The 14,772-nt window shown below is 67.2% G+C and carries 6 protein-coding genes; all 6 read right to left on the bottom strand.

The features are described 5' to 3' along the window. Window positions 1-279: 279 nt before the first annotated feature. The 6 genes from ACWEJX_RS01110 to ACWEJX_RS01085 all read right to left on the bottom strand — a co-directional run bounded on the left by ACWEJX_RS01110 (window position 280) and on the right by ACWEJX_RS01085 (window position 14,686). Window positions 280-909: an HAD-IA family hydrolase gene (locus ACWEJX_RS01110; protein ID WP_451605446.1), complete on the bottom strand. Its 630-nt coding sequence runs from the start codon at window positions 907-909 to the stop codon at window positions 280-282. A 287-nt stretch (window positions 910-1,196) separates the two neighbouring features. Beyond that, window positions 1,197-2,432, bottom strand: coding sequence for an MAB_1171c family putative transporter (locus ACWEJX_RS01105; RefSeq protein WP_451605445.1), 1,236 nt, complete (start codon window positions 2,430-2,432; stop codon window positions 1,197-1,199). Between the two features lie 149 nt (window positions 2,433-2,581). Continuing rightward, window positions 2,582-3,028 carry a hypothetical protein gene (locus ACWEJX_RS01100; RefSeq protein ID WP_451605444.1) on the bottom strand — a complete coding sequence of 149 codons (447 nt, stop codon included), beginning with the start codon at window positions 3,026-3,028 and terminating at the stop codon, window positions 2,582-2,584. Window positions 3,029-4,533: 1,505 nt separating this feature from the next. Continuing rightward, a complete protein-coding gene (locus ACWEJX_RS01095; protein ID WP_451605443.1) occupies window positions 4,534-5,325 on the bottom strand; it encodes a thioesterase II family protein in 792 nt (263 codons plus the stop codon). Window positions 5,326-5,331: 6 nt separating this feature from the next. Next, window positions 5,332-6,987, bottom strand: a complete 1,656-nt coding sequence (locus tag ACWEJX_RS01090) for an AMP-binding protein (RefSeq protein ID WP_451605442.1) — start codon at window positions 6,985-6,987, stop codon at window positions 5,332-5,334. A gap of 16 nt (window positions 6,988-7,003) precedes the next feature. Beyond that, window positions 7,004-14,686, bottom strand: a complete 7,683-nt coding sequence (locus tag ACWEJX_RS01085; RefSeq protein ID WP_451605441.1) for an amino acid adenylation domain-containing protein — start codon at window positions 14,684-14,686, stop codon at window positions 7,004-7,006. Window positions 14,687-14,772 lie beyond the last annotated feature (86 nt).

Genomic DNA, 14,772 nt, shown 5'->3' with positions numbered 1-14,772 from the left:
CCTCGGGGTTGTGGCGAGCAAACGGGCGAGGGGGGGGGCGCGACCCCCTCGGCCCCCCCCCCCCCCGCCAGTCCCTTCACTGTTCCTGTTCTCGGCGCTCCAAGGCCGACTGCGGAGGCTCGCTCACCCTCCGCGTCCACTGCGCCGTGACTGCCTGCCGCAGCGGACGACCGTCGACGTCTCGGGCTACTTTGCTGCACCGAGGTGTCGGCGAGCAGCAGGGTCGACGGCTCACGCCGGTATCGAGACCGGTCTGACCGCCGTGCGGCCGGCACAGGGCTAAGACGCCGCGAGGTCCACACCGAGCAGCTCGGAGAGGGTGGCCACCGTCTGCTTGGGGTCCTGGTTGTGCACCCCCGCGAGGCCGAGCTGTTCTGCTGCCTGGACGTACGCTTCGGTGTCGTCGACGAACACGCACTCCTCGGCCGGCAGATCCATGAGTTTGAGCGTGATCTCGAAGAGCTCGGGATCAGGCTTGCGCAGCAGGTGCTGCTCGGAGATCACCACGACGTCGTACAGCCGCTCAAGCTCGTAGCCTTCGTACAGGTCCCAAGGGGCGAGCCCCACGCTGTTGGACAGGATGCCCACCTTGATCCCGGCCCGCCTCGCTGCGGCAGCCGCATTAATCATCAACGGCTCGGGGCGAAGTGCGCCGAAGATGCGGCCCATCAAGTTGTCAGCCGGCACGCCCAGCATCTTGCCGGCGAACTCGTTCCACTCCGTCTGGGAGACCGCTCCGCGCTCGAGGTCGCTGGTGATCCGGACGCCCTCCTCGTCCTTGTACAGAGCCGTCAGGCAGGCACCCTGCGGGAGGCCTTCGCGCTGCTCGAACGCGAGCACTGCGGGCAGCAGCGGAGTGGTGAGAACGCCTCCGAAATCGAGGATGAGGCCGACGCGGCGGTTGGACATGCGAGAACTCCAGATTGCTGAGATTTCGGACGCCCATCCAGACCGGATAGCGTCACTGCCCGGCTACATGTGGCGACGGGAGTAGAGGTGCGTCGCGGGCCGGGGTGCCTTACGAGGCGGAGCAAGACCTATCAGTCCGCGTGAACACGATACCAGCCCAGTTCATGCGGCGGACGGTGCTAAATCTCACTCATCAGCCCGCTATTCAAGATCGCCATGCGACCTGGTTTCACTCGTCGGGAAATCGGGTTTGAGTCGAGAAATCAGACTGTGAAGCTAATAGCAGGCTATCGACCCGGTTCGGATTCCACCTCTATGGAGTACAGGAGAAGCTCCCGAGCTTGATCCGTGGTGATGTGTGAGTAGGCCGTGCTGACTCGCGCAAGCCACGCCGCTTCACTATCTGTGTCAACGAACGGTTTCTCTCTCAGGGGTGCAGTGGCGTACGAGTTGGCTCTGGAGGTGTCAGCAGCCTGGAGCGCGGCCTTAATCCAGTACGCTTCCGCGGCCGGCTCAGGGTCGGGGTGCAATTCGGTAACGTCCTCGGCGGCGAATATCAAGTCTCGTGGAGCGTAATAGCGCAGCCTCTCGCAAGCGTCAGCAATGTCCTGAGTCCATCGGTCCAGGCGAACATCAATGGGGACACGTACGTGCCTGAGTTCCGCGAGGCGTCGCCCTGGTGGATACAGGCTCGTCCCAGGAAACGCATCTACCAGGTCAAACCAAAGCAGGTAAATCCTATGCAGAGTGCGCCAAGTTCTCCACCGGGCCGCCGCCGCGCGGGTGGTGGGAATGCTCGCACCTACGGCAACGATCAGGAAGAGCAGGTTCATCCATATCGCTGTGGCATCGACCAGGAGCCAGACCGTGGAGGGACTTAGAGGGAACGCGACCGCAGCCCAAAGGATAGCGATACGCGCCAATGTGTGGGTCAGCCCCATCCACATTGAAATCCCCATCAAGCCCAGCCCGACACGCATGCTCGTGTCCTCGACCCGTCGCGCCGCCCTCGTCCACTGGTAGCCGCAGACTGCGGTCGTGATGAGCGGGAAGAAGTAGAACACGGTCATATAGACCGCGACCCCCCATTGCCCAGCATGATCAATGAGGAAGTTCTGGCTCGGCTTGTCGCGGTCGACCACGGTGAAAAACAGGACGGTGAGCAAAATAACGCCCATCGCTCCCGCCCCATAGGACGCGCGTGCGATCCAGCGGGAGACCGCTATGTGCCGGGGTACTACCGTCTCCGAGCTCTGCCCGTAGCTGGTAGCGACGTAGGTAAGGGCCGCGATGATCGCCGCGGTACTGGCAAAGTGCCTGAGTAGGGCACTCAGGTCCACTATTGGAATTCGATCCACCGCATCCATTACTGCTGGCGTGTAGAGCCAGAGAGCTACGGCGAATCCCGCATAACCGCCCCAGAGCGCGCGGCGGTGAGCATCGGCGTACCGAACTGCAGGGAATCGCCACACGGCGATGAGGGTCATCACAGCCGCAGTAAGGTATTTAATGTAGTCGAACACGGAACCAGTGGGTATCTGCGCTGGCTGCACGTTCCGCCGGCCCGGAAGGTCAGTCGGCCGCAGCCTCAATTGCCAATAGGTGGACTGCGCGATATGGCGGAAGCCGTAAGGCCGGGAACTGTGCCTCAGTGGTCGCCAGTCGATCGCGACTAGAGTCGGCGCCGCGGTGGAGCAGCGACTGGGTGAGCAAGTGAATGCTCCAGGAGGCTGACCATGTCATCCCCCGTGAACGATTGACGGCGCGCCAGTCGCTTGATCAATGAAGCCGAAAGCTCGGCCTGCTTTTCCTCGGGGCTGCCAAAATCTACGCGCCCTTGAATCAAGGCCGACGGGAAACGTCGAAGAACTTCCTGACGAATGCGCTCAGGGACGTATCGCTCGATCTCTGCATCCGTCAGGGAGGTCCCGTGGTTCAGCCACTCGTGCGCGAGCTCATGGAGAATGATGTGCTCGGTCTGATTGCGACTTGAACGGCGGCGATAGAGAATGATCGTGGACTCCGGCGCTTTGACTCGGAGACCGCATGCCGTGCCCAGGCCCCCGTCGCTGTCATCCAGTGGCGCTAGCCGAATCTGGCGCCCCAACGCGCGCTCCATGTTCCGCACCAGCGCCTCGACGCTGAAAGGGGTGGGGACCGGGAGGTCGGCGAGGAGAATCTGACATTCTTTCACGAGGGCGCGCCGTGAAGGGTCTCTACGCCAACGCATCGTCGCTCCATCGAAATGCCACTGAGGTGTTCACTGCCAGCCCGCGAGGCGCTAGTAGCCAGGAGCTTGTGCTTGAGGTGCGCGACGGTCGGCCGACGCGCACTGTCCACGCCTAATCGTACAAGGAGGAAAGCGTGATCTATGCGGGACGGGCTGTTGTGAAGCTCACCCAAGCGCGACAGTTCGCAATGTGGACCCCAAGATCAAAATTTGGTGACGGCGCGTTAATTGAATTTTGAATGCTCGGTGGGCGTTCCCATCGGACGGAGAGGTGTGTTTGAACTGGTGGAACAGAGCTCGCCCAAGCCCCTCTATGTTCGGGCGGCCTGCGAGAGATGGCCGGGAGGACCCGCTGTGTGCGCAGTTCGCGACGGATAGCTGGGCGTCCAGTGGCCGGTGGGACGCCGTCGACCAAGGCGGGTCTGGGTGCCTTCATTGACGGTTGTGGGCAGCCGTGGGGAGGCTGCGTCCATCGCAGATCAACGCGTGTGTGCTGCCCGATTTCGCCGGTCGACGACGGACCGGTGTCAGCTCCACCTCTTCTGCACGAACGCACGCTCCTGCTCCGCTTGTACTCGACATAAATGACCCCGCTCAGGTTGAGGTTGAGTGGGCCGTTCTGCCGCACCCATGGGGCCGAACGCTCGCCCGTGTCGGGACCGGTCACTTCCTGGAGAGTCCGGTGGTCAGTTCTAGTTTGACGGTCCTATCTCCGCTGGTACATCCGCCTGTTGGTCGGCTGTGGGGCAGGAGCGCGATGTCACGGAGCGCGGGTGTCTTTGCCCAGCCGCCCGGGATGTGGGTGGCGGGATCGATGGTGAGACCGCCGAATCAGCCTGTGGAGATCCATTTCTGGGGAATGGGGTGGTGCGGCGCATGAGCCGGCGGATCGTCTTTCGGTCGTCCGGCCGGACGCGGCGGGTGTGGGGGGTGTACTGCGTGGGGTGGAGCCGATACTGGCCGTTGGCGTCGGTCCAAACCGGCAGGACGCGGATGCTGAGATCGCCGAGGCGGGTGGTGAGGAGTTCGCTGCTGTAGGTCGAGTTCGTCAGCGGGTGCAGGTTGGTGCCCGTGCGGTGCTGGCGGACGGCGACGAGGGCTGCCCGCCGGTGTGCGACGTCAGCACCGACGTCGTGATGTGGCTGCCCCGCCTACGCGGGCCCTATTGCTGGACCTCCCGGGACCGGGGGCCACCCCCAGCGTGTCCACAGGCGGGCCTGCCCGTCAGAGGCGCTCGTACTCTACGAATGGATCGCAGAAGAACTGGTCGACGGACCTGGCCAGGGACAACTCATGCAGTCCGCATCCCAGACGCCAGGGCTGGGCAGTGCCTATTGGCCGGTCGTTACGGGGACGCCCGTATCTCCGTTCATGGCTCGATCGAGCGTTGCGGGCTATCCGGTCAAGCAGGCCCTGAACGCCTGAACGAAGCCGGACTCGCTGTCCAGGTTGAAGAAGTGGGCTCCGGGCATCGCCATGCGCGTGAACGCGCCCGTGGTGTTCGCCCCCCACCCGTTCATGGCAGCCGGAGCCAGTTCCGGGTCCGTCTCGCCCGCATAGGCACTGATGGGGCAGGTGAGCAGTGGCATGGCACGGAAGGTGTAGGTGTCGGTCACCGCGAAGTCCGCCCTGAGGGAGGGCAGCAGCAGATCCCGCATCGAGCCGTCGTCCATGATCTCGGGCGGGATGCCTCCCATCTCGCCGACGACTTGCCACAGTTCGGTGTCGCTGAGCTGGTGGCGGGCGTGCCCGGTGGGGCTGTCCTGGGGGGCTTCCATCCCGGAGACGACGAGGCGACTGGGAGGCATGTTGTAGGCCAGGGAGAACAGCCTCGCCGTCTCGAAGGCGATCAGGGCCCCCATGCTGTGGCCGTAGAACACGTATTCGCCGCCCAGGTGCGGGCGCAGCACTGGGGCGAGCGCCCGCACCAGGGGACGGATGTCCGTGAACCGGGTCTCATGGGCTCTGCTCTCGCGGCCGGGCAGGCGCACGATGAGGGGGCGGGCGACGTCACGCAGTGACTGCGCCAGCCGCCAGTAGGCCGCCGCGCCGGCCCCCGCATGAGGGAAGACGACCAGCGTAGGCAGGGAAGCGGAGGCATCGACGGCGAGGAACCACCTGTCGTCGACCGTGCGTGCGGGATCTCGGCCCTGGGATGCGGCGGAGGCGGGGAACACGGGCTGCATGTCGGGCTACTCCGTCGCGAGCGTGCTGGCGCGGACGGTGAGCTGGTTGGTCTCGTACTGGGTACGGCACTGGCCGCGCTGCCGCTTCCCGGAGGTTGTCTTCGGCAGCGTCTTCGGGGACACCAGCACCACGTCGTGCGGGGCATAGGAGAGCTCCTGGGAAAGGGTCTCGCGTACTGTGTGGGCGAGTTTCACGGCGGGTTCTCCGACGAGGCTGGTCTCGGCCACGACGACCATGCTCTCGCTGGCCGGGAGCGAGAAGGCCATGACGTTGCCCAGCCTGATGCCCTTGATGCGCTCGGTGGTGAATTCGAAGTCTTCGGGGTAGAGGTTGCGGCCGGCCACGATGATCATGTCCTTCTGGCGTCCGCAGACGTAGAGGCGTCCGTCCGACTTGAAGCCGAGGTCTCCAGTGACGAGCCTCTGGGATCCGTCCAGCAGCGGGATGGGATGAGGGCTGCCGTCGGGTGTCCAGTACTGGTCGACCACACCCGGTCCGTGGACCCGGATCGAGCCGATGCGGCCGTCGGGCAAAGGCACACCGTTGTCGTCGGTGATGGTGACGTCGGTCTGGTCGATCGCGGTGCCGCAGTCGACGAAGGTCCGGCCAGGGTCGCCGTCGGGAACTGCGTCGGCCCTCCCCTCTTCGAGTGCGTTCCGGTCGACGGTGACGCTGCGGAACGTCTCGTCGTGGCGCCCCAGGGTGACCCCGAGGGTGGCCTCGGCAAGCCCGTAGGACGGGGACATGGCAGTGGAGGGCATCCCGTAGTCGACGGCGGAGGTGGTGAAGCGCTGCAGGGCCTCGGCGTCGATGGGTTCGGCGCCGTTCACGGCGAACCGGAGGGAGGACAGGTCGTAGCGGTTGCGGCGGAAGCTGAGGTAGCGGTGGGCCAGTCCATAGGCGAAGTTGGGTGCGACGGTGACCGCCGCCCGGTAGGTGGTCAGCGCTTCGAGCCAGGCTCCCGGGCGGGCGCTGAACGTCTGCGTGGCCATGATGCAGGCGTGGTAGCCGTGCACGATCGCGCCGGTGAGGAAGATGATGCCCATGTCGTGGAAAAGCGGGAGCCAGGACACGAACGCGTCACCCGGTCTGATCCCTCCCGCGGCGAAGCACTCGGCGGAGTTGGCGACGATCTGGCCCTGGGTGACGGCGACGGCGCGCGGCACGGCGGTCGTGCCGGAGGTGAACTGAAGCAGGGCCGTGTCACGGTCGCTGGGCAGCGGCAGCGGCTTTCCGGGGACGCTCACAGCCAAGGACGGGAAGTCGACGACGGGTACGGAGATCTTGTCGTGCAGCGCGGCGGCCGTGCGTGGGTCGGTCACCACCACCGAGCCGTGCGCTGCCGTCACCCTGCGCTGGGCCAGGTGGTGCAGGTCGATGGCATCTGCCGTTCGAGGCGTGGGCAGGATGGTGACCGCGGCGCCGGCCCGCCATATCCCGAACAGCGTGGTGATCAAGTCCAGGGAGGTGCGGCCGAGCACGCAGACGCGATGTCCCGGTCCGACGCCGTACGTGTGGTGGAGTGCGCCGGCGATGACCTCGGCGCGGGCGCGCAGCTCTCCCATCGAGATCGAGACGGGGCGCAGCTCGTCGTCCAGGAAGGTCAACGGACGGTCGTGAGGCTGGGCGGCCAGGCGCGCGACGATCGACTGCTCTGTCATGGGGTGGTCTCCTGTGTCAGTGGGCGAGCCAGTGCCGCAGTACGTCGAGGTCGTCCGGGACGGTCAGGGGCGCCGGGTGGCCCAGGAGCCCGGTGGTGAGGTCGTTGCCGATGTCGTGGAGAAGGTCGGACGCCCCGGACAGGCAGCCGAGGACGAGCCGGCCGGAGAAGAAGCCGGCGATGAACTCCAGACAGCGGCTTTGCGGGTCGGGGTTGGGCAGTACGCCGGGGTGATCGGGACTGAGCGAGAGTCCCAGTCGGTCCCACAATGCGTCTGAGTGACCGAGGTAGTTGAAGAGCACGGGGGCCGGGGTGACCTGGAGCGTGAGGTCACCCCCGTATACGGCAAGCAGCTCGTAGTGGTTGCCCGCGGCCGGAGCCTGCAGACGGGTCCGGCTCACTGTGGCCGCGGCCTCACTCAGCGGCACCGCGGGCATGGCCGGGACGTCGAAGGGCCAGCGGGTGGCGAGCCGACCGACGATACGCGCCGGGTTCAGGGCGTCGGATGGCACGTCGCGGCCGTGTGAGTCGACGTCGACGCGGACCGTTTTCCCGCCGCTGCGCCGGGCGATGGCACGAGTGATAGCGGCGAGCAGGGTGTCAGGGACGGTCTCGGTGGCGACGAGGGCGGCGCTGGCCTGTGCGTCGAGGGCGATGAGAGCGGGCTCGGCCGGCAGGAGGCCGTCCACCGCTGGAGGAGCGGGGGCGGGTTCCAGGCTCAGCCAGTGGGTGAGTTCGCCCCGGACCTGGGGACTGTCGGCTTGGGAGCGTACGAACTCGGCCCAGGCTGCGAGTGAGTCCGCGGGAGCGAGCAGGGCCTCGCCGGTCGCTTGCACTTGGCGGTAGGCGGAGACGAGATCCTCGCACAGGATCCGGCAGGAGTAGTTGTCGCAGATCAGCTGGTTGATCACGATGAGCAGCTGCTGGCGTCCCTGCTGCTGCAGTGCGGCGACGCGCAGGAGCGGAGCGGCTGAGATGTCGATGGACGACTGCAGGCGCCGGCTGACGTCCTTGATGCTTTGTGGGACCACCTCGGGGGCGACTCCGGTGAGGTCCACCCAGGTCAGCGGCGTCTCAAGCTGGTCCATCGGGGTGATGTGCCCGGTGTGGCCGCACTCCCCCGCGGCGAACGACAGACGCAGTGCTTCGTGGTGTCGCAGCAGGGTGCGCAGCGCCACTCTGAGGGCGGTGCGGTCCAGCGGTTCGGCCATGTCGAAGAGCAGGACGTAATTGTGCTCCTGCGGGTGCTTCCACTGCTCGAGCAGTACGTGCTGCCGGGGCAGCAGGACCGTTTCGCCCTCGTGGGGCGCACGGGTGTCGGGGGTGGCCGGGCGGGCGAGGGAGGCGAGTGCGGCCACGGTCTGGTTGGCGAAGAAGTCCCGTGGGGAGATCTCGAGTCCGGCAGCGGCGGCTTTGGCGATCACCTGCATGGCGAGGAGGGAGTCGCCTCCCAGGCGGGTGAACTCTGTCGTGAGGGGCACGGTTTCGATGCCCAGCACCTCGGTCCAGATCCGGCTGAGTGTGGATTGCGCGGCGTCGGTCCTGGCTGTGGTCGAGGAGACGGCGGGGGCGTCAGCCGGCGCCGCCAGGGGGCGGCGGGTGGTCGCTGCGGATGCGCGGGGCTCGGCACGGCGCAGGGCGGTCTCCTGCCAGGCGGAGTCCTCTTCGGCCAGGCGTGCCACGTGGTGCACGTAGAGCCGGAACATCTGGTCGATGTCGTCCGCGGCGAAGAGTTCGTCGATCGAGTCCCAGTTGAGGACGAGCTCTCCGTCGTATTCGAACACCTGGTGGTCGATGTGGACCTGAGGGGTGTGGACGATGCTCTCGACCATGGTTCCCAGGCCACCGACCGCTCGTCCGAAGTCAGCGCCCGCGGTGTCGAGGGCGCTGGTGAAGACCACCGGGATCGCCGCCCTCTCGGGGCCGTGCAGTCGCGCGAGCTCTCGGAGGACCCTGATGCCCGTGAACTCGTTGTGATCGAGGTCCCTGGCCAGCTGGGTCTGCAGCGCCCTGGCGCGTTCGGCGAAGGGCACCACCGGGTCGGTGGACACAGTCAGGAGGCTGGTTGCGGTGAAGTCACCGATGACGTCGGCTATCTGGGGGTGAAGCGGAAGGCGATTGTTCACCGTGACGTTCAGGGTGAACGGGTCCCCGTCGGACCAGGCGTTCAGCGTGTCGGTGTAGGCGGTGGCGAGGGCCGCGGAGGGGGTAATGCCGTGCTGGGCCGCCCGTTGCCGCAGGGCCTGCCAGGAGGCGGCGGGCAGCCGGTGGGTGTGTCGTACGAAGTGGGGCTCGTCGACGTCTGCGGGGTCGGCGGCCAGGGGGAGGCGCGGGGCCGGCGGCAGGTCGGCGGCTCGTGCCGTCCAGTAGTCGCGGGCGCGCTGGTAGCGGGGGCTGTGCTCCGCCTCGTCCATGGCCAGCTGGTAGTCGCGGAACGTCAGCTCGAGTTCCGGCCAGAGCCGGTCGGGATCGGCGTAGCGGGCGGCGAGTTCGGTGAGGAACACGGCGACCGTCCCGCCGTCCGCGATCAGCAGGTCGAGGCTGATGTGGAGCCGGCTGGCTCCGTTGAGCCTGCTGACCCGGATGTCGAACAGCTGGGGCTGCCCCGGGTCGAAGATCTTGGTGCTGCACTCGCGTCGGACGCGGGCGAGTTCGGCTTCCGCCTCGGCCTGGTCGAGGGAGCACAGGTCGGTCACCGCGACCTGGTAGGGCGCGGCCTGCTGCTGTACATGCCACTGGCCGTCGGCCCCGATGGCGGCACGCAGCATGTCGTGGCGTTGCACCATCGCCTCGACGGCTGCCGACAGACGTTCGGGATCGAGGTCGAGTGCGCTCAGCTCCACGTAGAAGGACGCTGCGACGTTGCCCAGTTCGAAGAAGCCGTTGCGTCCCAGAAGGTAGGCCTGCTGGAGGTCGGTGAGGCGGAAGGGGGTGAAGCGGTCTTCGGGGGCGGGTGTGATGAGGGCCGGCTCGGCCGGTGCGAGGCTGGTGCCGTGCTCCGACTGCCGCCCTCGTACGAGGGCGGCCAGGTCCGCGATCGTGGGGTGGGCGAACACCTCGGCGACGGTGACTTCGATGCCCGCTCTGCCTGCTGTCCTGACCAGATGCACGGCGAGCAGCGAGTCGCCCCCGATCCGGAAGAAGTCGTCGTGCACGGACACTCCCGTCAGGCCCAGGACCTGCTGCCAGGCGGTGGCCAGTGCCTGCTCGACGCCGTCCGCGGGCTGCGCGTCCTTCGGCGTTTGGGGGCGTGCGCGGAATCGGCCTGCGGTCTCGCGGAGGCGGGCCATGTCGACCTTGCCGTTCGCGGTGAGTGGGAGTGCGGACAGGACGAATACGTCGCTGGGCACCATGTAGGAGGGAAGCACGCCCCGGCTGTGCTGGATGAGCAAGGCCGGAAGGGCAGAGATCTGCCGTGCCCGCAACGGTGCGTTGGACACCATCCGGGCGCCGGCGGGCTCACCCAGGTCGAACGCGTAGGCGCGGATCGCCGCTTCGGCGTCATGCGGGCTCAGGGTGAAGACTGCGTCGAAGGTGCCGGGCGCCGCCTGCGGGCGGTAGAAGATCTCGCAGATGTATCCACGCCGGTCGGCCAGTTCAAGGAGGGACGCGGGGGTGGGACATCGGTCGCTCTCGGTCCGCGGCCACACGGTCTCACCGAACTCCGCGAGCGGCAGGGTGGCCGACACCGGGTCACCAAGGCGTGCGGCCCAAGCGCCGTCGCGCTGGAGGCGCTCATTGGGTACGCCGGTGAGGCATACCGTCGGGTGCCGGCGACCGAGGGTCTGTTCGAGTCGGGAAAGCGTACGCGTACTGTCGGTCCATTGCAGCGCCAGAGGAAGCTCCGGAGCGGCGCTCGCCTCGTTGTACACGATGACGTCGTAGCGGTAGTCGGCCATTTCGGTGTGCGCATTGCCAGGCCGTGGCAGGACCGTGGCCGGGGTGCCGAGTCGTGACCAGAACAGGTCGGGGTCCACGACCAGTTCGCTCTCGGTCAGCTCTCGCTGTTCCACCCGCCACAGCAGGTCACGGACCGCGTCCTGAGGTCCGGCCTGTGCGCGTTCGACCGCCACGTGGAAGGGGCGCAGATGACGCAGGTCCCGGACGTCGCCCACGTACACCACGCCTCCGGGACGGAGCGTGGAGAGTGCCGTGCGCACGGTGTTCAGCAGGTATTCGGCGGACGGGAAGTACTGGGCGACCGAGTTGATGACGACGCAGTCGAAGTGCTTGCGCGGTACGCCGGCGAGATCCGTTGCCTCGCGGTGCAACAGGGTCGCCTTGTGGGCGGTGCCGTCCTGTTCGAGGCGCAGGGCCAGGTCCTGGAGCGTGCGTGCGGACAGGTCGGTCCCGACGTATTCCACGCACTCGCCCAGCAGACGGGTGGCGATCAGACCGGCTCCGCATCCGATCTCCAGAACCCGGCGCGGGCGGTGGGCGAGGACACGGCGTGCCGTGATGTCGGCCCACTCGGCCATGTCCTGGTCGGAGATCATCCGGCCGGTGAAGCTGTCGGCCCATCCGGCGGTCTGCGCCGAAGTCCCGCTCCGGAGGGAGTCGAAGACCTGCTGCCAGTCGGCGACCTGCGCACGTTCCGCCTCGTCGGGTTCCGGAGAGGCTTCACCACCTGGGGTCACGAATGCCAGCAGCCGATTGGCGTCCGCGATGGCCACCGCCTGCTGTACCTCGGTGTGCCCGGTGAGGGTGTGCTCTATCTCTCCGAGCTCGATGCGGTACCCGTTCACCTTGACCTGGCCGTCGTCGCGACCGAGGAACTCGATGGTCCCGTCGGGGTGGTAACGGCCGCGGTCGCCGGTGTCGTAAAGACGCTCGCCCGTGTGCGGGTTCAGGACGAAGCGCTCGCTGGTGCGTTCGGCGTCTCGCCAGTAGCCCTGGGCGAGCCCGACACCGCCGATGAAGAGCCGGCCCGTCACCCAGTCCGGGCACGGCCGCATGTGGTCGTCCAGGACGTGGAAGGACTGATTGGCCAGTGGCTTGCCGTACGGGACGGACTTCCAGCCAGGGGCCGGTGTTCCGATGGGGTGCCAGATGGACCAGATGGAGGCCTCCGTCGCGCCGCCGAGGCTGATGATCTCGATGGGGTCCGCCTTCTGCGCTCGGATCCGGTCCGCCAGAGTCACCTCGATCCAGTCACCGGACATGAGGACCAGACGCAGGGGCCCCAGCGCGTCGTACGCGGGCTGGGCCTCGGCGTACGTGGTGTACATCTGCATGAGGGCGGGGACCGTGTTCCACATGGTCACCTGGTGCTGTGTGACCAGTTCCGCCCAGCGCTGCGGGTCCCGGCCGGCGTCCTGTTCGGGCAGGACCAGTGCCCCTCCGGCCGCGAAGACTCCGAAGAGGTCCCAGACGGACAGGTCGAAGCTGAGCGATGACAGGCCGAGGACCCGGTCGTCGGGTCCGGCACCGAATCGGGAGTTGATGTCCCAGCAGGTGTTGGCCGCTCCGCGGTGGTCGATCATCACGCCCTTGGGTTCCCCGGTGGATCCCGAGGTGAAGATGACGTAGGCGAGGTCCGTGGCGCTCTGCGCATCGTCCAGCGGGCCGTCCATCTCGTGCGACCAGCGGCTGGGGTCCGAGACGTCGAAGACAGTGAGGCCGGGGGGCCATTCCAGACGGTCGCGCACCGGCGTCTGGGTCAGCGCGATGTCGACCTCGCCGAGGGCGAGAAGCCGGTGGATCCGGTCGGGCGGGAGTGTCGCGTCGATGGGGAGGTAGGCGGCGCCCGAGTAGAGGATGGCCAGGGCGGCGACGGCCTGTTCCCAGCCCTTCTCCATCACGATGGCGACCAGTTGATTCGGACGGGCTCCGGCGCGGCGCAGGCCGCGGCCGATGCGGCAGGCCATCCGGTCGAGGGAACCGTAGCTGAGGGTCCGATCCGCGGTGATCACCGCCGGCTCGCTGCCACGGCGTTCAAGGGCCGTGCCCAGGCGGTGCAGCAGCGCATCCGGAGCGGCCGTCGCCGTCTGGTTGACGCGTCGGCGCTCCGCCAGTTGGCGGTCGGGCAGGTGTACGGTCGTCCGCTCGTCCCAGGCGGTGTCGCTGGTGGCCAGCCGCTGTACGAGGTCTTGGTAGGCCGTGAACATGTCGTCGAGGAGTCCGGGGGCGAACGCGTCGTCGACGGAGTCCCAGGTGATGTTCAACTCGCCACGGTACTCAAGCGTGAGACATTCCAGGGTCAGCTGGGGTGCCTGCGCCAGCGTGTAGTTGATACCGCGAAGCCACTCGGGATCGAAGTCGTCGCTGAATCCGGAGCCGACGAACGTCGAGAAGACCACGGGCGCGATCGCGGTCGCCGGACCCGTGCGCCGCGCGAGTTCGCGCATGACGCGGATTCCGCTGTGGTCGCTGTGGTCCAGGTCCTGCCACAGCTGTGTCTGCAGGGCGGCGACACGTTCGGCGAAGGACCTGTCGGCGTCGGAACGGACCTCCAGGAGCGTGAGCGTCGTGAAGTCTCCGATGACCTGTCTGACCTGCTCGTGTACGGGCTTGCGGTTGTTCACGGTCAGGTTGAGGGTGAAGTCGGGAGACTGCGACCAACGGGCCAGCACGTCGGAGTAGGCGCCGGCCAGGGCGGCCGATGGAGTCAGCCCGCGCGCAGCAGCGCGGTCCCTGAAGCTTTGCCACTGCGAGGCGGGCAGGGCGTGGTGCCGGCGGTGGAAGCGCGGCGAGTCCAGAGCGGCCAGCGGACCGGCCAGCGGCAGGAGGGGTGCCGCCGGCAGGCTGTCCAGTCGGTCGGCCCAGTAGGCACGCGCGTTCTGCTGCTTGTCCGCCTGTTCCGGCCCGGTGACGGCGCGTTGGTAGTCCCGGAAGGTGAGACCGGTGACCGGCCAGGGGCGCTCCGGGTCCTCGTAACGGCCGGCGAGCTCCTCGACGAGCACCGCGAACGAGGCTCCGTCACAGATGAGCAGGTCCATGCCAAAGCGCAGCAAGGTGCGCTGGGCATCGAGTCGCGTGGCATGCACGTCGAACAGGGGCCACGTGTGGACGTCGCGCCGCCGCGCGGTCGACACGGTCCGCAGTTCTTCAAGACGTTCTTGCTGGTCTCCCGCGGACAACGAGGAGAGGTCTTCTCGGACGATGGTGAAGGCCGGCACCTCGGGCAACACCTGCTGGCGTCCGTCGTCGAGGATGACCACGCGGAGCATGTCGTGGCTCACGATCGCGGCGCGGAGCACGCGCTCGAACCGATCGACGTCCAGGTCAGTGGTGTCCAGTTCTACGTAGAAGGAGGCATCCACGTTGCCGAGTTCGTGGCCGGAATCACGGCCGTGCAGGTATGCCTGCTGAACATCGGTGAGATCGAACGGCTCGCAGCTGCCCGCGGGGTCGGCCAGCGCCTCCAGTGTGGGACGACTGTCCGTGGTCGGCGTGGCGGCCTGAACGAGGAGCTCGGTGATCTCCGGAACACTGACGCCGGCGGTCAGGGTGGCCAGGGGTACCTGTACGTCGAAGGCGGCGTCGAGGACGGTGCTGATGAGGGTCGCCTGGAGCGACTCGACCTGCAGGGGTGTCTCCTCGGGCACATCATCCGTCGGCAGTCCGGTGACCGCCGAAAGCAGATCGATGAGACCGACGCTGATGTACGCCCGCCGGTCTTCCACCGGACCGCTCGACTCGATGCCCAGGGCCATCGTCTCGACGGCACGCTCGATCGAAGACTCCGAAGAATCGCCCATTTTCCATTCCCCCTTCGAGGCCGGGCCGACGGGCCGAACCTGCTGAATGAACGTCACCGGTGAGGTGTGAGACGACGCATGTGATC

This window comes from Streptomyces sp. NPDC004788, assembly GCF_053601115.1.
The sequence above is the reverse complement of the archived record's forward strand: the minus strand, read 5'-3'. Positions and strand labels throughout refer to the sequence as shown.